This is a genomic window from Burkholderia sp. B21-005, assembly GCF_020843965.1.
GTDB lineage: Bacteria > Pseudomonadota > Gammaproteobacteria > Burkholderiales > Burkholderiaceae > Burkholderia > Burkholderia ambifaria.
The window spans coordinates 1,150,067-1,170,085 of record NZ_CP086301.1; the positions used below are offsets into that span (position 1 = coordinate 1,150,067).

Sequence of the window (20,019 nt, forward strand, 5' to 3'; positions counted from 1 at the left end):
GGTGTCATTCATGTGAAGTCCGAAAACGTTTGCACGCGCGGACCGGACAGGACCTGGACGGCATTGCGCCGGTGATCGAACTGTGGGGGAGAGGCGAGGGCGGCAGCGCGCGCGGCACGCCGGAGAAGCGGGAGATACCGGGGGATTCGGGGGGATTCGGAGGATTCAGGGCCGATGCGGGCGCATCACGCGTCAGTCACCCACGCGCCGAACCATTCACTCGGGCGCGCGATTTCGTCCTGCGCGGCGACGAGTTCGAGCTCGTAGCGGCGCGCGTCGTAGGTCGCCTTCACGACCGCGTGCACGGCCGCGAGCGTGTGCTCGAACGCGGCGCGCACCGAGTCGCCACGCAGCCGGCGCGCGACGAAAATGGCGCTGGTGAGATCGCCGACGCCGACCGGATGGCGCGGAAACGCATACAGCGGGCGCTGGCCGATCCACGCTTCGGTTTCGGTGACGGCGAGCATGTTGAAGCGGTCGGCCGGGCTGTTGCGGTCGTGCAGGTGCTTGACGAGGACGATCTTCGGCCCGCGGCGGATCAGCGCGCGGCAGGCGTCGACGGCTTCGGCGACGGTCTCGATGCGTCGCCCGGCGAGCTTCTGCAGCTCGGTGTGGTTCGGCGACATGCCGTCCGCGAGCGCCGGCATCTCCTGGACGATGAATTCCTCGACGCCGGGTTCGGGCCGCACGCCGCCCGTCTGGCCCATCGCCGGATCGCAGAAGTACCACGCGTTCGGGTTCATCGCCTTCACCGTGCGCACGATCTCGACCGTCGCGCGCGCCTGCGGCGGCGAGCCGACGAAGCCGGACAGCACCGCGTCGCAGCGCTTGAGCGCGCCGATCGCGGCGACACCGTCGACGAGTTGCTCCATCTTCGCCGCGTCGATCGCGCTGCCGGCCCAGTGGCCGTACTGCATGTGATTCGACAGCTGGACGGTGTTGAGCGGCCAGACGTTGACGCCGAGGCGCTGCATCGGGAACACGGCCGCGCTGTTGCCGGCGTGTCCGTAGATCACGTGCGACTGAATGCTGAGGACGTTTTTCATGAGTGTTCGCCTGCAGGCGTTTCAGGGTCACGACACACGATACCCGAGTTCGTCGCGCGCGCGGAAGTCGCACGGCCATCGAGTGTTGCGCGCCGTCGTCAGCACGACCGCGTAGAATCGCGGGGCGCGAAGCCGCCCGGTTGCGCGCGTGCATTTCCCCTTACCGTGATCGCCATGCTCTCGATTTGCAAGATGTTGTCCCTCGCGCGCGCCGCCGTGCTCGGCGCCGGCGTCGCCGCGGCATGCGCGACCTCGGCCGTTGCCGCCGCTCCGGCGCCGGCCGGCAACGACGGGCCCGCGTACGGCCCCCGCCTGGAAGGTTTCGCCTATCCGGAGCCGGTGCACCGCTACGCGTTCGTGTCGCAGCGCGAAACCCTCGAGATGATGTACATGGACGTGCAGCCGGCGCACCCGAACGGCCGCACAGTCGTGCTGCTGCATGGGAAGAACTTCTGCGCGGCGACCTGGGAGGACACGATCGGCGTGCTGAGCCGCGCCGGCTACCGCGTGATCGCGCCGGACCAGATCGGCTTCTGCAAGTCGTCGAAGCCCGAACGCTACCAATACAGCTTCCAGCAGCTCGCGCGCAATACGCATGCGCTGCTCGAGTCGATCGGCGTGAAATCGGCGACGATCGTCGGCCATTCGACGGGTGGAATGCTCGCGATGCGCTATGCGTTGATGTATCCGAAGGCGACCGACCAGCTCGTGCTGGTGAACCCGATCGGCCTCGAGGACTGGAAGGCGCTCGGCGTGCCGCCGCTGCCGGTCGACTACTGGTATGCGCGCGAACAGAAGACGAACGCCGACGGGATCCGCCGCTACGAGCAGGCGACCTACTACGCGGGCAAGTGGTCGCCGTCGTACGAGCGCTGGGTGCAGATGCTCGCCGGCATGTATCGCGGCCCGGGCCGCGACGCGGTCGCGTGGAACTCGGCGCTGATCTACGACATGATCCTCACCCAGCCGGTGGTCTACGAACTCGGCGCGATCCGCGTGCCGACGCTGCTGCTAATCGGCGACAAGGACACGACCGCGATCGGCAAGGAGGTGGCACCGCCCGACGTGCACGCGAAGCTCGGCCATTACCCGGAACTCGCGAAGCGTACGCAGGCGGCGATCCCCGGCGCGCAGCTCGTCGAATTCCCGGCGCTCGGCCACGCGCCGCAGATCCAGGATCCGGACGCGTTCCACAAGGCGCTGCTCGACGGGCTGGAGGCGGTGCACCCGTCGTGACGTGACGGCGGGCGCACGCGCCGGCGGCCGCGCCCGTCCGGTCAGCGGGTTTCGTTCGCGAGTTCGTCGCGGATCTGCGCCGCCAGCTCGAACGAGCGCACCCGCGCGGCGTGATCGTAGATCTGCGCGGTGATGATCACCTCGTCCGCACCCGTCTGGGCAATCCGGTCGCGCAGCTTGTCACGCACCGTGTCGCGCGAGCCGACGGCCGCGAACGACAGCGCGTGCGCGACGTTCGCGAGTTCGAATTCACTCGCCTCGAGCGCGTCGACGGGCGGCGGCAGCTTGCCCGGCGTGCCGCGGCGCAGGTTGATGAACTGCTGCTGCAGCGACGTGAAGAGGCGCCGCGCCTCGTCGTCGGTATCGGCCGCGAACACGTTGATGCCGACCATCGCATGCGGCTTCGGCCACGCGGCCGACGGCCGGTACTGCGCGCGATAGAGTTCGAGCGCGCGCATCAGGTAGTCCGGCGCGAAGTGCGACGCGAACGCGAACGGCAGCCCGAGCATCGCGGCGAGCTGCGCGCTGAACAGACTCGAACCCAGCAGCCACACGGGCACGTCCAGCCCCGCGCCGGGCACCGCGCGCACGCGCTGGCCGGGCACCGGTTCCGCGAAGTAGCGCTGCAGCTCGGCGACGTCGTCCGGAAACGAGTCGGCGCTGCCGATCAGGTCGCGGCGCAGCGCGCGCGACGTGGTCTGGTCGGTGCCGGGCGCACGGCCGAGGCCGAGGTCGATGCGCCCCGGATACAGCGACGCGAGCGTGCCGAACTGTTCGGCGATCACGAGCGGCGCATGGTTCGGCAGCATGATCCCGCCCGAGCCGACGCGGATCGTCTTCGTCGCGCCCGCGACATGACCGATCACGACAGCGGTCGCCGCGCTCGCGATGCCGGGCATGTTGTGATGTTCGGCGAGCCAGTAGCGCCGGTAACCGAGGCGCTCCGCGTGCTGCGCGAGATCGACGGTATTGCGGAAGGCCTGCGCGGCGTCCGCGCCGGCAGGAATGGGGGCGAGATCAAGTACGGAAAACGGAATCATCGGTGGCCTTCTAAAGGGAGGGGCGCGGTGATGCGCATGCGCAACAGATGTCGACGATTTTGCCAAAGGGTTCCGGAACGCGCTGGCGACGCACGGATACCCATGCGCCTTTCAGGGGTGCAAGCTTGTGTCGGGTGGTATGTCGTGATCGTTGCAAAAATCAATCTAATCCCCAAATAATTACTAATCTTTACGGGGATTGGACATGTCTTCGCACCGACATACAAATTTCCACGAAACGTTTGATTTTGAAGACTGCAATACGCCTGCAAAGTGCTTACGCTAGCGTGAACGTAGTGGCACCAGAATGGTTTCCCGGCCGTACAGCTTTGCCGAAATCGCACTAGTCCGTTTCGCGTGCCGTCCGAGCGCGGGCTGGCTTGGACTGCTAAAATCCGGCGCCTGTCCATGTTGTGCCGATGATCGCCATTCGAATCTTCCCGCATCCCGTCCGGGCATCGCGCGGAGATGTGCCACGCGAAGCCGGGGCCGGTCGCTTTCGGGGAATGGGCCGAGCCTCCCCATTACACAGACGCTGCTGGAACAAGGAGTCGGGTCGTGCCCGCGTTCGTTGCTGTCGGAATACCCAATCACGTTCAACCAGGTTCGATCGATCGGCAGGGCGCCCGCGTCGCCGGGGGGCGTCGCGCATGACGCCGACCGTCACGCTGCTCGACTGGCTCCTGCTCGTGTTCACGCTGGCCGCGTGCGGCTACGCGCTCGCCGCGGCCTTCGCGCCGCGCCCGCGCACGCCGCGCACCGCCGCGCGCGATGGCTTCGAGCCCGTCAGCGTGCTCAAGCCGCTGTGCGGCGCCGAGCCGCACCTGTACGAGAACCTCGCGACGTTCTGCGAGCAGCGCCACCCGCGCCATGAAGTGCTGTTCGGGGTCGCGTCGGCGGCCGATCCGGCCGTCGCCGTCGTCGAGCGGTTGCGCGCCGACTATCCGGAGTGCGATATCACGCTCGTGATCGATGCGCGCGTGCACGGCAAGAACCTGAAGGTCAGCAACCTGATCAATCTGGCCGAACGCGCGAAGTACGGCCGCATCGTGATCGCGGACAGCGACATCGCGGTGCAGCCGGACTATCTGGAGCGCGTGACGGCGCCGCTCGCCGACGCGTCGGTCGGTGTCGTCACGTGTCTGTATCATGCGCGCAGCGTCGGCGGGTTCTGGACGCGGATCGGCGCGCAGTTCGTCGATGCCTGGTTCGCGCCGTCGGTGCGGATCGCGCACCTCGGCCGCTCGAGCCGCTTCGGCTTCGGCGCGACGCTCGCGCTGACGCGCGACACGCTCGACCGGATCGGCGGTTTGCTCGCGCTGAAGGACGAGCTGGCCGACGATTTCTGGCTCGCCGAACTGCCGCGCCGCCTCGGGCGACGCACCGTGCTGTCCGAGGTCGAGGTCGCGACCGACGTGATCGAGCCGTCGTTCGGGCCGCTCTGGCACCGCGAGACGCGCTGGCTGCGCACGATCCGTTCGCTGAACCCGACCGGCTTCACGTTCCTGTTCATCACGTTTACCGCGCCGTGGCTCGCGATCGCCGCGGCGCTCGCGCTGCGTCTCGACGGCACCTTCGCCGGCACGCTGGCGGGTGGCGCGGCCATCGTGGGCACGTTCGGGCGGCTGGTGCTGCACGCGCGCGGCGAGGACGGCTGGCGCGCGTTCTGGCGCGATCTGCCGCTCGTCGCGGTGCGCGACACGCTGCTCGCGCTCGAATGGCTCGCGGCCGCGTTCGGCACGCACGTCGTGTGGCGCGGCGCGCGGATGGCGGTCGTCGGCGGCGAGCGCGCGACGGCGGCGGTGGAAGGCGCGGACGGCCGCTAAGGTGCGTTGCCCGAGGGAGCGGCCGTGCGCGCGTTCCCGATCGAATCCGGCCGGAGGGCCGGGACGCGCCGCGCGGCCAGGCCGCGCGACGCGACATGACAGAGAGGCGGGCGCCGGCAGGGCGGCTCGCGGGTTATTGACTGAATCGTTGAAACGAATCGAACTATGCAGGCTACCGGAGCATTCATGAAAACGCTGTTCTTGCAGGCCCCTTCGTATGACGGCTTCGACGGCGGAGCCGGCTCGCGCTATCAGGCGAAGCGCGAAATCCGTTCCTTCTGGTACCCGACGTGGCTCGCGCAGCCGGCCGCGCTCGTGCCGGGCAGCCGCGTGGTCGATGCGCCGGCCGACGGCCTGTCGGTCGAGGAAACGCTGAAGATCGCCAACGACTACGACCTCGTGATCATCCACACGAGCACGCCGTCGTTCCCGACCGACGCGATGTTCGCGCAGGACCTGAAGAAGATGAAGCCGTCGATGCTGGTCGGCATGGTGGGCGCGAAGGTGATGGTCGATCCGCACAACTCGCTCACGGCGAGCGAGGCAATCGACTTCGTGTGCCGCGAGGAATTCGACTTCACCTGCAAGGAAATCGCCGAAGGCAAGCCGTTCCCGCAGATCAAGGGCTTGAGCTGGCGCGCGAAGGACGGCTCGATCGAGCACAACGAAGCGCGTCCGATCCTCGAGAACATGGACGAACTGCCGTTCGTCGCGCCCGTCTACAAGCGCGACCTGAAGATCGACAACTACTTCATCGGCTACCTCAACTATCCGTACGTATCGATCTACACGGGCCGCGGCTGCAAGTCGCGCTGCACGTTCTGCCTGTGGCCGCAGACGGTCAGCGGCCATCGCTACCGCACGCGCTCGGTCGAGAACGTGCTCGCGGAAGCAAAGTGGATCCGCGACAACATGCCGGAAGTGAAGGAACTGATGTTCGACGACGACACCTTCACCGACGACCTGCCGCGCGCGGAAGCCATCGCCATCGGCCTGGGCAAGCTCGGCATGACGTGGTCGTGCAACGCGAAGGCGAACGTGCCGTACAAGACGCTGAAGGTCATGAAGGAGAACGGCCTGCGCCTGCTGCTGGTCGGCTTCGAATCCGGCGACGACCAGATCCTCGTGAACATCAAGAAGGGCGTTCGCACCGATTTCGCGCGCCGCTTCAGCGCGGACTGCAAGAAGCTCGGCATCAAGATCCACGGCACCTTCATCCTCGGCCTGCCGGGCGAGACGCAGGAAACCATCAAGAAGACAATCGAGTACGCGAAGGAAATCAATCCGCACACGATCCAGGTGTCGCTCGCCGCGCCGTATCCGGGCACGACGCTGTACAAGCAGGCCGTCGAAAACGGCTGGATGGAAGAGAACAAGACCATCAACCTGGTCAGCAAGGAAGGCGTGCAGCTCGCGGCGATCGGCTATGCGCACCTGTCGCGCGACGAGATCTATCACCACCTCGAGCAGTTCTATCGCCAGTTCTACTTCCGTCCGTCGAAGATCTGGGAGATCGTCCGCGAGATGCTGACGAGCTGGGACATGATGAAGCGCCGTCTGCGCGAAGGCGTCGAGTTCTTCCGCTTCCTGCGCGCGCACGAGGCCTGATTCGTGACGACGCAGCGGGCGGCGCGGGCGCTGATCTTCACCGCGGACGACTTCGGGCTGCACCCGCGCGTCAACGCGGCGGTCGAGCGCGCGCATCGCGACGGCGTGCTGAACGCCGCGAGCCTGATGGTCGGTGCGCCCGCGGCGCAGGATGCGATCGAACGCGCGCGGCGGCTGCCGTCGCTCGCGGTCGGCCTGCATCTCGTCCTCGCGGACGGGCCGGCCATGCTGCCCGCGCATGAGATTCCCGCGCTCGTCGGCCCCGACGGGCGGTTCGGCGACGCGATGGCGAAGGACGGCTGCCGCTTCTTTTTCCTGCCGCACGTGCGTGCGCAACTGCGCCGCGAGATCCGCGCGCAGTTCGACGCGTTCGCGGCGAGCGGCCTGCCGCTCGATCACGTGAACGCGCACAAGCATTTCCACCTGCATCCGACCGTGCTGTCGCTGATCATCGAGATCGGCCGCGACTACGGGCTGCGCGCGGTGCGGCTGCCGTATGAAACGAGCGCGCCCGTGCTGCTCAAGCCGTGGATCGCGCTCGTGCGCGCCCGGCTCGATCGCGCGGGGCTCGCGCACAACGACTACGTGGTCGGGATCGAGCATACGGGCGCGATGGACGAGGGCGTGCTGCTCGACGCGCTCGCGGCGCTGCCGCCCGGTGTCGGCGAGATCTACTGTCATCCGGCCGAGGCCGGCGACGGCCCGATCACGCCGACGATGGCCGATTACCGCCCGGTCGACGAACTGGACGCGCTGCTGTCGCCGCGGGTCGCGGCCGCGCTGAAGGCGGCCGGCGTCGCGACCGGCGGGTTTGCGGACGTGTTCGGCCAGCCCGCGATGCGCCGCGGCACGCGCGCGTCGCGCGAAGCGGGGGCGCGGCCGTCATGACCCGGTGGATCAAATGGCTCGGCTGGCCGATCGGCATCGGGATCCTGCTCGCGCTGGGGCTGCACGAAGGTATCGGCGACGTGTCGCGGATGCTCGAGCGCGCCGGCTTCACGCTGCTGTGGCTCGTGCCGTTTCACGCGCTGCCGCTGCTGCTCGACGCGTATGCGTGGCACCAGCTGCTCGACCGGCGCGCGTCGCTGTCGTTTCTGTGGTGGGTCGCGACCGTGCGCGAAGCCGTGAACCGGCTGCTGCCCGTGGTCGGGATCGGCGGCGAGCTGGTCGGGATCCGGATGGCGCGCTGGCAGGTGCCCGACGCGAGCCGCGTGACCGCGTCGGTGATCGTCGAGGTGCTGGTGACGATCGTCGTCCAGTATGCGTTCGCGGCGCTCGGCCTCGTGCTGCTGCTCGCGACCACGCACGACATGGGCGGCGGCACGATCGGCCTTGCGCTGCTGCTGACGCTGCCGTTGCCGGTGCTCGGCGTCGTGCTCATGCGGCGCGGCGGCGTCTTCCACGCGATCGAGCGGTTCGCGGGGCGTCTGCTCGGCGATTCGCACCGGTTGCTGCAGGGCGTCGACGGCCGCCGGCTCGATGGCGACATCGACGCGCTGATGTCGCGCACGGCGCTGCTGTTCAGTGCGTTCTTCTGGCAACTGTCCGGCTACGTGCTCGGTGCGCTCGAAATTTACTGGGCGCTCGCGCTGCTCGGGCATCCGGTATCGATCGGCGGCGCGATCGCGATCGAGGCGATGACGCAGGCCGTGCGGCATGCGGCGTTCATGGTGCCGGGCGGCCTCGGCGTGCAGGAGGCGACCGTCGTGCTGCTCGCGCAGATGTTCGGCGTCGATCGCGAGACGGCGCTGTCGCTCGCGCTGGTCAAGCGCGGCCGCGAGGTGCTGTTCGGCTGCCTGGCGCTCGGTTCGTGGCAGCTTGCCGAACTCGTGCGCACGCGCCGCCGCATCCGTGCGGTGCCGGCCGTGTCGGATGATGCACCGCCCGCGCGCCGCGCGGCCGAGGCTCAAACCGAAACGACGCATTGAACACGAGACGGGCCGCGTGCCCGTCTCGCGCTTTTGGCGTTGCGCGGGTATCCTTGGCGCGTGTTTTCTCGACGCGCATTTCCTCAGATGATTTTTCGTTTCCGGCTGCTCCCCGTCACGATGCTGGCCGCCGCGCTGGCATTGACCGGCTGCGACGACAAGCAAGGCAATCTCGACGTGCAACGCATCAGGGACTTTTTCAACGCGATCAAGCCGGCCCCGCTGCTGCTCAAGGGGCTGAAGGTCGGTGTATCGACCGAGGCCGACGTGCGCGGCACGATGGGCAAGCCCGAGACCGAGCGCACCTTCACCGACGGCTCCAAGCGTCTCGAATATCCGCGCGGCCCGATGGGCAACCAGACCTGGTTCGTCGACCTCGACGCGAGCGGGCACTACGCGGGCGCGACGCAGGTGCTGACCGCCGAGCACTTCGCGAAGGTGCGCCCCGGGATGGACGAGGACGAGGTGCGGCGCCTGCTCGGCAAGCCGGGCGACATCGCGCAGTATCCGCTGAAGCCCGAGACGGTCTGGAGCTGGCGCTGGCTCGAGGATGGCGTCAACACCGACGCGTTCTTCAACGTCCATTTCGGCCCGGACGGGCTTGTCTATACGACTTCGCGCTCCGACATCCTGAAGGGGCGGTGAACCTGCCTCCCGGCGCTATATCGAAAAAGCGACCGGAAAATTGCAAAAAGCCCGCTTCCCTGCGTGTCATCCGACTGTCAGGAAGCGGGTTTTTCCCTTTTGAAACAGGGATGTAGACCGGGCCTGCAAATGATCGAGCGAATTGTTGCAATGCAACAGTCGCGCGCACGGTGGTTTGAGGCAATCATTTTCGCTTGCGACTATCCGCGTCAGCCCGGCGCGAGAGAGGTTTGCGTGCCGGTGTTCATTCAACACTGGAGACGCGCGTGTTCCTTTACGGCTTTGGTCCCGTCCTCTGGGCCGGCACCGTGCAGACCATCGAGCTGTCGGTGCTGTCGCTTGCCGCCGCGGTGGCGCTGGGACTGATCGGCGCGGTGGCGAAGCTGTCGCACAACCGGGTGCTGCGAGCGATCGCGACCGGTTATACGACGCTGATCCGCTCGGTGCCCGATCTCGTCCTGATGCTGCTGTTGTTCTACAGCATCCAGATCTGGCTGAACCAGTTCACCGACCTCGTCGGCTGGGAGCAGATCGACATCGATCCGTTCGTCGCCGGCGTGCTGACGCTCGGCTTCATCTACGGCGCGTATTTCACCGAGACGTTTCGCGGCGCGTTCCTGTCGGTGCCGCGCGGCCAGCTCGAGGCCGGCGCGGCGTACGGGATGAGCGGGATGCGCGTGTTCGTGCGGATCATGTTTCCGCAGATGATGCGCTTCGCGCTGCCGGGCATCGGCAACAACTGGCAGGTGCTCGTGAAGGCGACCGCGCTGGTGTCGATCATCGGCCTCGCGGACGTCGTGAAGGCCGCGCAGGACGCCGGCAAGAGCACGTTCAACATGTTCTTCTTCATCCTCATTGCGGCGCTGATCTACCTCGCGATCACGACCGTCTCCAACCTCGTGCTGATCCAGCTCGAGAAGCGTTATTCCATGGGCGTGCGCCACGCAGAACTATGATCGAGATCCTCCAGGAATTCGGCCGGGCGTTCCTTTACTGGGACGGCCAGCGCCTCTCCGGCCTTGCGGTGACGCTGTGGCTGCTCGTCGCGTCGATTTCGCTCGGCTTCGTGTGCGCGGTGCCGCTTGCGGTCGCGCGCGTGTCGAAGAAGAAGTGGCTGTCGATGCCGGTGCGGTTCTACACGTACGTGTTCCGCGGCACGCCGCTCTACGTGCAGCTGCTGCTGATGTATACGGGCATGTACAGCCTCGAGTTCGTGCGTTCGCACTCGCTGCTCGACGCGTTCTTCAGGAGCGGCTTCAACTGCGCGATCCTCGCGTTCGCGCTGAACACCTGCGCGTACACGACCGAGATTTTCGCGGGCGCGATTCGGGCGATTCCGCACGGCGAGGTCGAGGCGGCGCGTGCGTACGGGATGTCGCCGTTCACGATGTACCGCCGGGTGATCCTGCCGTCGGCGCTGCGCCGCGCGCTGCCGCTGTACAGCAACGAGGTGATCCTGATGCTGCACGCGACCACCGTGGCGTTCACGGCGACCGTGCCCGACATCCTGAAGGTCGCGCGCGACGCCAATTCCGCGACCTACATGGCGTTCCAGTCGTTCGGGATCGCCGCGCTGATCTATCTTGCGGTATCGTTCGCACTCGTCGCGGCATTTCGCCGGGCGGAGCGCCACTGGCTCGCGTATCTCGCGGCCGGCCGTCATTGATTTCACTTCGAGGAGAGCCAGTTGGCCGAGATCACTCAAACGAGCGCGTCCGCTTCCACCAAGCTTGCCGCGGTCGACATTCACAAGCGCTATGGCGATAACGAGGTGCTCAAGGGCGTGTCGCTGAACGCGAAGGCCGGCGACGTCATCAGCATCATCGGCGCGAGCGGTTCGGGCAAGAGCACGTTCCTGCGCTGCATCAATTTTCTCGAGCGGCCGAATGCGGGGCAGATCGTCGTCGACGGCGAGACCGTGCGCACGAAGCCCGACCGCGCCGGCGCGCTCGAGGTCGCCGATCACAAGCAGTTGCAGCGCATTCGCACGAAGCTCGCGATGGTGTTCCAGCACTTCAATCTGTGGGCGCACATGAACGTGCTCGAGAACGTGATGGAAGCGCCGGTTCACGTGCTTGGCATTTCGAAGCGGGAAGCCGAGGAGCGCGCACGCGCATACCTGGAGAAGGTCGGGCTTGCGCCGCGTGTCGAGAAGCAGTATCCGTCGCATCTGTCGGGCGGCCAGCAGCAGCGTGTCGCGATTGCGCGTGCGCTCGCGATGCATCCGGACGTGATGCTGTTCGACGAGCCGACGTCGGCGCTCGATCCGGAGCTGGTCGGTGAAGTGCTGAAGGTGATGCAGAAGCTGGCCGAGGAAGGTCGCACGATGATCGTCGTCACGCACGAGATGGGTTTTGCGCGCAACGTGTCGAACCACGTGATGTTCCTGCATCAGGGGCGGACCGAGGAAGAGGGCGATCCGAAGGAGGTGCTGGTGCGTCCGCAGAGCGAGCGTCTGAAGCAGTTCCTGTCGGGTAGTCTCAAGTAACGCGAAGGGCGGGTTTTCATACGTGGTACCGGTGACTCGTCCCGCAGGCGCCACCCGCACGACGCAGGTGGCGATCGTTGCATTGCCGCCCGTGTCGATGTCGGGTGTGGGGCCGATCGTCGATGCGTTGAATCTCGCGAACGAGATCGACGGGCGCTTGCTGTATCGCTGGCAGGTGTGTTCGTGGGATGGGCGGCCCGTGCCGCTCGCCGGCGGCGCGCAGTGGCATGCCGATGCGGCGTTCAACGATGCGATCGCGTGCGACTGGCTGATTGTCGTGTCGGAGCGGTTTCAGCAGTTTGCCGACTACCGGCTGTTTCTCGCGAGTCTCGCGCGGGTCGGGCAGCGCACGCCGGTTGTCACGGGTATTCACCACGGCGTGTGGTGGCTCGCGATGGCCGGGCAGCTTTCCGGGTATCGGGTGAGCGTGAACTGGGAGACGTATCAGCAGTTCGCCGAGCAGTTCGAGCGGTCGATCGTCACGCAGCAGATCTTCGAGATCGATCGCGATCGGGCGACCTGTGCCGGTGGGCAGGCGACCGTCGATTTCATGCTGGCGATGATCGGCCGCGAACATGGGGCGGATCTCGCGGAGCGGATTGCCGATGCGCTCGGCGCCGGGACGCTGCGCAGCGGCGAGGAGCGGCAGCGGATTCCTTTCGTCACCGCGCCTGGCGAGCGGCATCCTCGGCTTAACGACGCGTTGCTGCTCATGGAAGCCAATATCGAGGATCCTTTGACTACTGATGAGATCGCTGGGCTTGTCGGCGTGTCGCGGCGGCAACTCGAGCGGCTCTTTCGACAGTATCTCGGGGCTATGCCCTCCAAGTATTACCTCAATCTTCGGTTGCTCAAGGCGCGCACTCAATTGCAGCGGACCAGCAAGTCGGTGGTTCAAGTCAGTCTCGCCTGTGGGTTCTCTTCTGCTGCGCATTTTTCTAATGCCTATCGGGAGCGGTTTGGGGTTACGCCTCGCGAAGATCGGCGGGCATGGCTCGAGAAACAGACCGGTGGGGGGAGTGAACCCCGCGGGGGGGCGCTCGTTGAGCGGGGGAAGGATTGAGGTTGGGTTTGGTTGTTTGTGGTTTTGGTGGTGCGCTTAGGTTTTCGTGAAGCACCCGCAATCGTGTCGGTCTATTAGCGTCGCCCCTGCGCGGGGCGGCGGTTACTTTTCTTTGTCTTGCCAAAGAAAAGTAACCAAAAGAAAGGCGCTCGGATAACGCATGACCTCCCGGTGCCATAGCCACCAGAGTGGCCCTCGCCTAAGTGTCGGCGCAAGTTGGGAACCCGGAGTGGTTCGAGCAATCGGTCTGACACCTCTCACCACCCCGCAGAGCGGTATACCGCCCGCTAGCTCCGTCCTCGCTTCGCTCGGCCGATAGGTCCACATCCTCCTTCTCAGCGCGATCGTCGATTGGCTTACGCAATCGTCGCGAAGAGCACATGCATGCAATTAATGAACGTTGGGCTAGGGCGGACAGGGTACTGATTGGGGAGCTGATTAGTGGGGCGGGTGCGGAATGCGCAGGCGTGTGAATTGCGCCGAAGCACCTTGCAGCCGAGCGAAGCGAGGATGGAGCTAGCGGGCGGTATACCGGTCTGTTGGGTGGTGTGGCGGGTCAGAACTATTGCTCGCACCACTCCGGGTTCTTTACTGGCGCGGACACTTAGGCGAGTGCCACTCCGGTGGCCATGGCACCGGGAGGTCATGCGTTATCCGAGCGCCTTTCTTTTGGTTACTTTTCTTTGGCAAGACAAAGAAAAGTAACCGCCGCCCCGCGCAGGGGCGACGCTAATAGACCGACACGATCGCGGGTGCTTCACGAAAACCTAAGCGCACCACCAACCACACACACACCGAACGAAGAAACCCCCACCGCAGAAGAGCAAAATAAAGCGACGAAGCCGCTTCCGATAGAACCCGTCGCAAATCCGCAAGACGCTTGCGTCACCCTTACCTAAACTTGATCCTGTTGAACCCTCTTACGAAACCGAAAGGAACGACCATGACGACCTCGACCGTGACCCGCCAGACATTCGACGAAGTGATGGTGCCGGTATTCTCCCCCGCGCCGTTCGTGCCGGACCGTGCAGAGGGCTCCCGCGTCTGGGACACGGCCGGCCGCGAATACGTGGATTTCGCCTGCGGCATCGCGGTGACGTCGCTGGGTCACGGCCACCCGGAACTGCTGAAAGTCCTGGACGAACAAGGCCGCAAGCTCTGGCACATCGGCAACGGCTACACGAACGAACCGGTGCTGCGCCTCGCGAAGCGCCTCGAATCGCTGACCTTCGCCGACCGCGCATTCTTCGCGAACTCGGGCGCGGAAGCGAACGAAGCCGCGCTGAAGCTCGCGCGCCGCGTCGCCTTCGACCGCCACGGCGCCGACAAGTACGAAATCGTGTCGTTCGTCCAGTCGTTCCACGGCCGCACGTTCTTCACGGTCAGCGTCGGCGGCCAGCCGAAATACTCGGAAGGCTTCGGCCCGGTGCCGGCCGGCATCAAGCACCTGCCGTTCAACGACATCGAAGCCGCCAAGGCCGCGATCGGCCCGCAAACCTGCGCGGTGATCGTCGAGCCGGTGCAGGGCGAAGGCGGCGTGATCCCGGCCGATCCGGCCTTCCTGAAGGCACTGCGCGAAGCGTGCGACGCGAACGGCGCACTGCTGATCTTCGACGAAGTGCAAACGGGCGTCGGCCGCACGGGCCAGTTCTACGCATACATGGACACGGGCGTCACGCCGGACATCCTCACGACCGCGAAGGCGCTCGGTAACGGCTTCCCGATCGGCGCGATGCTGACGACGAACGAACTGGCCGCGTACTTCAAGGTCGGCGTGCACGGCACGACGTACGGCGGCAACCCGCTCGCGTCGGCAATCGCGGACAAGGTCGTCGAACTGATCGGCGACCCGGCACTCCTCGAAGGCGTGCGCGAACGCAGCGTGCGACTGAAGGGCGCGCTCGAACGCATCAACGCACGCTTCGGCATCTTCAAGGACATCCGCGGCAAGGGCCTGCTGGTCGGCGCGGAACTGACCGCCGCCTTCGACGGCCGCGCGAAGGACTTCGTCACGGCCGCCGCCGAGAACGGCCTGATCATGCTGATCGCAGGCCCGAACGTGCTGCGTTTCGTGCCGTCGCTCGTGATTCCGTTCGACCTGCTCGACGAAGGCATGAAGCGCTTCGAGAAGGCAGTCGAACAGGTGCTCGCAGCCCAGGAAGCCACCGCGCGCTGATCGGCGCACCCATCGCAGACAGGAACGACGATGCTATTTGTTCGCCCCGGCAAACTCACGGATCTGGATGCGCTCGCGCACATGGCGCGCACCGCGCAGCCGGTCCTGCACTCGCTGCCGCATGACCGCGCGGCGCTCGAAGCGCGCGTGGCGCTCTCCGAAGATTCGTTTCGCGCGGACGTCGACTTCGCCGGCGAGGAGTTCTACCTCTTCGTGCTGGAAGACTCGTCGACGGGCAAGCTGCTCGGCACGGCGAGCATCGTGGCCGCGGCCGGCTACTCGGAACCGTTCTACGCGTTCCGCAACGACGCACTGATCCACGCGTCGCGCGAGCTGCACGTGAACCGCAAGATCCACGCGCTCACGATGTCGCACGAGCTGACCGGCAAGAGCCGGCTGGCGGGCTTCTACGTCGATCCGTCGCTGCGCGGCGACGCGGCCGCGCACCTGATCTCGCGTGCGCGGATGATGTACATCGCCGCGAACCGCCGCCGCTTCACGCCGGAAGTGTTCACGCTGCTGCTCGGCGTGAGCGACAACACGGGCGCATCGCCGTTCTGGGAAGCGGTGGGCCGCAAGTTCTTCGGCCGCGATTTCACCGACGTCGACATCGCGTCGGGCGGCCGCAGCCGCACGTTCATCGCGGAAGTGATGCCGGCCTATCCGCTCTACGTGCCGCTGCTGCCGGAAGCCGCGCAGCGCGTGCTCGGCGAGCCGAACGAAACGGCGCTGCTCGCGTACGACATCCATCTCGAGGAAGGCTTCGAGCCGGACCGCTTCGTCGACATCTTCGACGCAGGCCCCGTGCTGACCGCGCAGGTCGACCGCATCGCATGCGTGAAGCACGCGGCGGAGCGCACCGTGCGCGAAGCCGCGCGGCAGCAGGGCGATGCCGCGTACATGGTGTCGACGGGCAGCGGCGAATCGTTCCGCTGCGTGCTGGCCGACCTGCCGGACGACGATACGCACCGCGACTTGGCGCCGCTGTCCGGCGACGTGCGCGCGGCGCTCGATGTGAAGGATGGCGATGTCGTACGCTGCGTGCCGCTGCACCGCCGCGACGATGAAGAAATGAAGGGAGGCGCAGCATGATCGTCGTTCGGGTCGTACAAACGGGCGACGTCGACGCGCTCGTGTCGCTCGCGAAGGAAACCGGGCCGGGCCTGACCACGTTCAAGCCCGACCGCGACGCGCTCGCCGCGCGAATCGAACGCTCGCGCCGCACGCTCGAGGGCAACGCCGCGCCGGGCGAAGCCGGCTACTTCTTCGTGATGGAAGAATCGAAGACGGGCGACATCGCGGGCGTGTGCGGGATCGAGACGCAGGTCGGCCTCGAACAGCCGTTCTACAACTATCGCGTGAGCACGGTCGTGCACGCGAGCCAGGAGCTCGGCGTGTGGACGCGGATGTCCGCGCTCAACATCTCGCACGACCTGACGGGCTACGCGGAAGTGTGCTCGCTGTTCCTGAGCCCGCGCTATCGCACGGGCGGGGTCGGCGGCTTGCTGTCGCGCTCGCGCTTCATGTTCATCGCGCAGTTCCGCGACCGTTTCCCGGAACGCATCTGCGCGGAACTGCGCGGCCACTTCGACGAAGACGGCACGTCGCCGTTCTGGCGCGCGGTCGGTTCGCACTTCTACCAGATCGATTTCAATGCGGCGGACTACCTGAGCTCGCACGGCCGCAAGTCGTTCCTCGCGGAACTGATGCCGCGCTATCCGGTGTACGTCGACCTGCTGCCGCAGGACGCGCAGGACGCGGTCGGCCTCACGCACCGCGACACGCTGCCGGCGCGCAAGATGCTCGAAGCGGAAGGGCTGCGCTACCAGAACCACGTCGACATCTTCGACGCGGGCCCGGTGCTCGAATGCCACGTCAACGACCTGCGCACGGTGCGCGAGAGCGTCGTCGTGCCGGTTGCGATCGGCGAGCCGGACACCGGTGACGACGCGCGGGGCGACCGTTCGCCGAAGTCGCTCGTGTCGAACACGTCGCTGAACGATTTCCGCGTCGGCGTCGCGCCCGGCGTGGTCGCGAACGGCTCGTTCGTGCTGTCGGCCGACGATGCCGTCGCGCTCGACGTGAAGGCCGGCGATCCGGTGCGCGTGCTGCCGCTCAAAGTCAAACAGGGATAAACGAATCATGACGGAACTCTTCATCGACGGCGCCTGGATCGCAGGCTCGGGCCCCGCCTTCGCTTCGCGCAACCCGGGCACCGACGCGATCGCGTGGCAGGGCGACAGCGCGTCGGCAGCCGACGTCGACCGCGCGGTCGCGAGCGCGCGCCGCGCATTCGCCGGCTGGTCGGCGCTCGACTTCGACGCGCGCTGCGCGATCGTCAAGCGCTTCGCGGCGCTGCTCACCGAGCGCAAGGAAGCGATCGCGACGGCGATCGGCCGCGAGACGGGCAAGCCGCTGTGGGAAGCCCGCACCGAAGTCGCGGCGATGGCCGCGAAGGTCGGCATCTCGATCCAGGCGTACCAGGAACGCACCGGCGAGAAGCGCCAGGACATGGCCGACGGCGTCGCGGTGCTGCGCCATCGTCCGCACGGTGTCGTCGCGGTGTTCGGCCCGTACAACTTCCCCGGCCACTTGCCGAACGGCCATATCGTGCCGGCGCTGATCGCGGGCAACACGGTCGTGTTCAAGCCGTCGGAGCTCGCACCGGGCGTCGCGCGCGCGACGGTCGAGGTGTGGCAGGAAGCCGGGTTGCCGGCCGGCGTGCTGAACCTCGTGCAGGGCGAGAAGGACACGGGCATCGCGCTCGCGAATCACCGGCAGATCGACGGCCTGTTCTTCACCGGCAGCTCGGATACCGGCACGCTGCTGCACAAGCAGTTCGGCGGTCGTCCGGAGATCGTGCTCGCGCTCGAGATGGGCGGCAACAACCCGCTCGTGATCGGCGAAGTCGAGGACCTCGATGCGGCCGTGCACCACACGATCCAGTCGGCGTTCCTGTCGGCCGGCCAGCGCTGCACGTGCGCCCGCCGCATCTTCGTGCCGCAGGGCGCGTTCGGCGAGCGCTTCCTCGCACGCTTGGCCGACGTCACGTCGAAGATCACGGCCGACGTGTTCGACGCCGATCCGCAACCGTTCATGGGCGCGGTGATCTCGGCGCGCGCGGCCGCGAAGCTCGTCGATGCGCAGTCGCGCCTGGTCGAGCAGGGCGCGAAGCCGATCATCGAGATGACGCAGCGCGATCCGCGCCTGGGTTTCGTGAACGCGTCGATCATCGACGTGACCGGCGTGGCGAACCTGCCCGACGAAGAGCACTTCGGCCCGCTCGCGCAGATCGTCCGCTACGCGACGTTCGACGAAGCGATCGAGCGCGCGAATGACACGGCGTTCGGCCTGTCCGCCGGCCTGCTGGCCGACGACGCGAATGCATGGGATCACTTCCGCCGCACGATCCGTGCGGGGATCGTCAACTGGAACCGCCCGACCAACGGCGCATCGTCCGCCGCGCCGTTCGGCGGCACCGGTCGCTCGGGCAACCATCGTCCGAGCGCGTACTACGCGGCCGACTATTGCGCGTATCCGATGGCGTCGGTGGAAAGCACGCAACTGACCTTGCCCGCGAGCCTGTCGCCGGGCCTGCACTTCTGATCGAGGGAACGACGATGAACGCACAAGAAGCCAATTTCGACGGACTCGTCGGCCCGACCCACAACTACGCCGGCCTGTCGTTCGGCAACGTGGCGTCGCTCAACAACGAGAAGTCGGCCGCGAACCCGAAGGCGGCCGCGAAGCAGGGGCTGCGCAAGATGAAGCAGCTCGCGGATCTCGGTTTCGCGCAAGGCGTGCTGCCGCCGCAGGAGCGGCCGTCGCTGCGCCTGTTGCGCGAGCTCGGCTTCTCCGGCAAGGACGCGGACGTGATCGCGAAGGCCGCGAAGCAGGCGCCCGAACTGCTCGCCGCGGCGAGCTCGGCTTCGGCGATGTGGACCGCGAACGCGGCGACCGTCAGCCCGTCGGCCGACACCGGCGACGGCCGTGTGCACTTCACGCCGGCCAACCTGTGCAGCAAGCTGCATCGCGCGATCGAGCACGAAGCGACGCGCCGCACGCTGTCGACGCTGTTCGCCGATCCCGCGCACTTCGCGGTGCACGAGGCGCTGACGGGCACGCCGGCGCTCGGCGACGAGGGGGCCGCGAACCATACGCGCTTTTGCGCCGAATACGGCAAGCCGGGCGTCGAATTCTTCGTGTACGGCCGTGCGGAATACCGCCGCGGCCCGGAGCCGAAGCGCTTCCCGGCGCGCCAGACCTTCGAGGCGAGCCGTGCGGTCGCGCATCGCCATGGCCTGGATGAAACGGCGACGGTCTATGCGCAGCAGGATCCGGACGTGATCGATGCGGGCGTGTTCCACAACGACGTGATCTCGGTCGGCAACCGCGACACGCTGTTCACGCACGAGCGCGCATTCGTCAACAAGCAGGCAATCTACGACACGCTGACGGCCACGCTCGACGCGCGCGGCGCGCGGCTGAACGTGATCGAGGTGCCCGAGGCGGCCGTGAGCGTGAACGACGCGGTCACGTCGTACCTGTTCAACAGCCAGCTGCTGTCGCGCGCCGACGGCTCGCAGGTGCTCGTCGTGCCGCAGGAGTGTCGCGAGAACGCGAACGTCGCGGCCTATCTCGACGAGCTCGCGGCCGGCAACGGCCCGATCCGCGACGTGCTCGTGTTCGACCTGCGCGAAAGCATGAAGAACGGCGGCGGTCCTGCCTGCCTGCGCCTGCGCGTCGTGCTGAACGACGCCGAGCGTGCGGCCGTCACGTCGAACGTGTGGATGAACGACACGCTGTTCGCGTCGCTCGACGCGTGGATCGAAAAGCACTACCGCGACCGTCTCGCACCGGACGACCTCGCCGATCCGACGCTGCTCGACGAATCGCGCACGGCGCTCGACGAGCTCACGCAGATCCTGCGTGTCGGGTCGCTGTATGACTTCCAGCGCTGAGT

At 66.8% G+C, this 20,019-nt stretch carries 17 protein-coding genes; 15 read left to right on the forward strand and 2 right to left on the reverse strand.

What is annotated here, in order from left to right; all coding sequences use genetic code 11:
• Positions 1–185: 185 nt before the first annotated feature.
• Positions 186–1,046 carry a pyridoxal kinase PdxY gene (gene pdxY / locus LMA02_RS05435; protein ID WP_006755531.1) on the reverse strand — a complete coding sequence of 287 codons (861 nt, stop codon included), beginning with the start codon at positions 1,044–1,046 and terminating at the stop codon, positions 186–188.
• Positions 1,047–1,220: 174 nt separating this feature from the next.
• Between pdxY and LMA02_RS05440 the strand changes: the two genes are divergently transcribed.
• Complete coding sequence (locus LMA02_RS05440; protein ID WP_228907185.1) at positions 1,221–2,282, forward strand: alpha/beta fold hydrolase; 1,062 nt, start codon at positions 1,221–1,223, stop codon at positions 2,280–2,282.
• A 41-nt stretch (positions 2,283–2,323) separates the two neighbouring features.
• On the opposite strand, the gene LMA02_RS05445 is transcribed toward LMA02_RS05440, so the two are convergent.
• On the reverse strand, positions 2,324–3,322 hold the full coding sequence (locus tag LMA02_RS05445) for an LLM class flavin-dependent oxidoreductase (protein WP_011656385.1): 999 nt from the start codon (positions 3,320–3,322) through the stop codon (positions 2,324–2,326).
• Between the two features lie 650 nt (positions 3,323–3,972).
• Here LMA02_RS05445 and hpnI point away from each other — a divergent pair.
• From hpnI to astB, 14 genes are all read left to right on the forward strand, one after another.
• On the forward strand, positions 3,973–5,148 hold the full coding sequence (hpnI, locus tag LMA02_RS05450) for a bacteriohopanetetrol glucosamine biosynthesis glycosyltransferase HpnI (RefSeq protein WP_228907186.1): 1,176 nt from the start codon (positions 3,973–3,975) through the stop codon (positions 5,146–5,148).
• A 165-nt stretch (positions 5,149–5,313) separates the two neighbouring features.
• A complete protein-coding gene (hpnJ, locus tag LMA02_RS05455) occupies positions 5,314–6,756 on the forward strand; it encodes a hopanoid biosynthesis associated radical SAM protein HpnJ (protein ID WP_324251284.1) in 1,443 nt (480 codons plus the stop codon).
• A 3-nt stretch (positions 6,757–6,759) separates the two neighbouring features.
• The gene (gene hpnK / locus LMA02_RS05460; protein ID WP_228907188.1) at positions 6,760–7,644 is read left to right on the forward strand and encodes a hopanoid biosynthesis-associated protein HpnK; all 885 of its coding nucleotides are present in this window, start codon (positions 6,760–6,762) and stop codon (positions 7,642–7,644) included.
• The gene (locus LMA02_RS05465) at positions 7,641–8,684 is read left to right on the forward strand and encodes a lysylphosphatidylglycerol synthase domain-containing protein (RefSeq protein WP_228907189.1); all 1,044 of its coding nucleotides are present in this window, start codon (positions 7,641–7,643) and stop codon (positions 8,682–8,684) included. The genes hpnK and LMA02_RS05465 overlap by 4 nt, the downstream gene beginning before the upstream one ends.
• A gap of 87 nt (positions 8,685–8,771) precedes the next feature.
• Positions 8,772–9,329: a hypothetical protein gene (locus tag LMA02_RS05470; RefSeq protein WP_228907190.1), complete on the forward strand. Its 558-nt coding sequence runs from the start codon at positions 8,772–8,774 to the stop codon at positions 9,327–9,329.
• Between the two features lie 266 nt (positions 9,330–9,595).
• Positions 9,596–10,285: an ABC transporter permease gene (locus tag LMA02_RS05475; RefSeq protein ID WP_006755250.1), complete on the forward strand. Its 690-nt coding sequence runs from the start codon at positions 9,596–9,598 to the stop codon at positions 10,283–10,285.
• Positions 10,282–10,995 (forward strand): ABC transporter permease, encoded by a 714-nt coding sequence (locus LMA02_RS05480; RefSeq protein WP_105786379.1) that lies wholly within the window; start codon positions 10,282–10,284, stop codon positions 10,993–10,995. Before LMA02_RS05475 ends, LMA02_RS05480 begins: the two co-directional genes overlap by 4 nt.
• 21 nt (positions 10,996–11,016) lie before the next feature.
• Positions 11,017–11,817, forward strand: a complete 801-nt coding sequence (locus LMA02_RS05485) for an ABC transporter ATP-binding protein (RefSeq protein ID WP_011656393.1) — start codon at positions 11,017–11,019, stop codon at positions 11,815–11,817.
• 22 nt (positions 11,818–11,839) lie between these two features.
• Positions 11,840–12,880, forward strand: coding sequence for a GlxA family transcriptional regulator (locus tag LMA02_RS05490; RefSeq protein ID WP_175673183.1), 1,041 nt, complete (start codon positions 11,840–11,842; stop codon positions 12,878–12,880).
• Between the two features lie 943 nt (positions 12,881–13,823).
• Positions 13,824–15,056 (forward strand): aspartate aminotransferase family protein, encoded by a 1,233-nt coding sequence (locus LMA02_RS05495; RefSeq protein ID WP_175693065.1) that lies wholly within the window; start codon positions 13,824–13,826, stop codon positions 15,054–15,056.
• A 30-nt stretch (positions 15,057–15,086) separates the two neighbouring features.
• On the forward strand, positions 15,087–16,148 hold the full coding sequence (gene aruF, locus LMA02_RS05500) for an arginine/ornithine succinyltransferase subunit alpha (RefSeq protein ID WP_228907191.1): 1,062 nt from the start codon (positions 15,087–15,089) through the stop codon (positions 16,146–16,148).
• Positions 16,145–17,191, forward strand: a complete 1,047-nt coding sequence (gene astA / locus LMA02_RS05505) for an arginine N-succinyltransferase (protein ID WP_228907192.1) — start codon at positions 16,145–16,147, stop codon at positions 17,189–17,191. The genes aruF and astA overlap by 4 nt, the downstream gene beginning before the upstream one ends.
• A 7-nt stretch (positions 17,192–17,198) precedes the next feature.
• Positions 17,199–18,662 (forward strand): succinylglutamate-semialdehyde dehydrogenase, encoded by a 1,464-nt coding sequence (astD, locus tag LMA02_RS05510; RefSeq protein WP_228907193.1) that lies wholly within the window; start codon positions 17,199–17,201, stop codon positions 18,660–18,662.
• 14 nt (positions 18,663–18,676) lie between these two features.
• Positions 18,677–20,017, forward strand: a complete 1,341-nt coding sequence (astB, locus tag LMA02_RS05515) for an N-succinylarginine dihydrolase (RefSeq protein WP_006755015.1) — start codon at positions 18,677–18,679, stop codon at positions 20,015–20,017.
• The last annotated feature ends 2 nt before the right edge of the window (positions 20,018–20,019 follow it).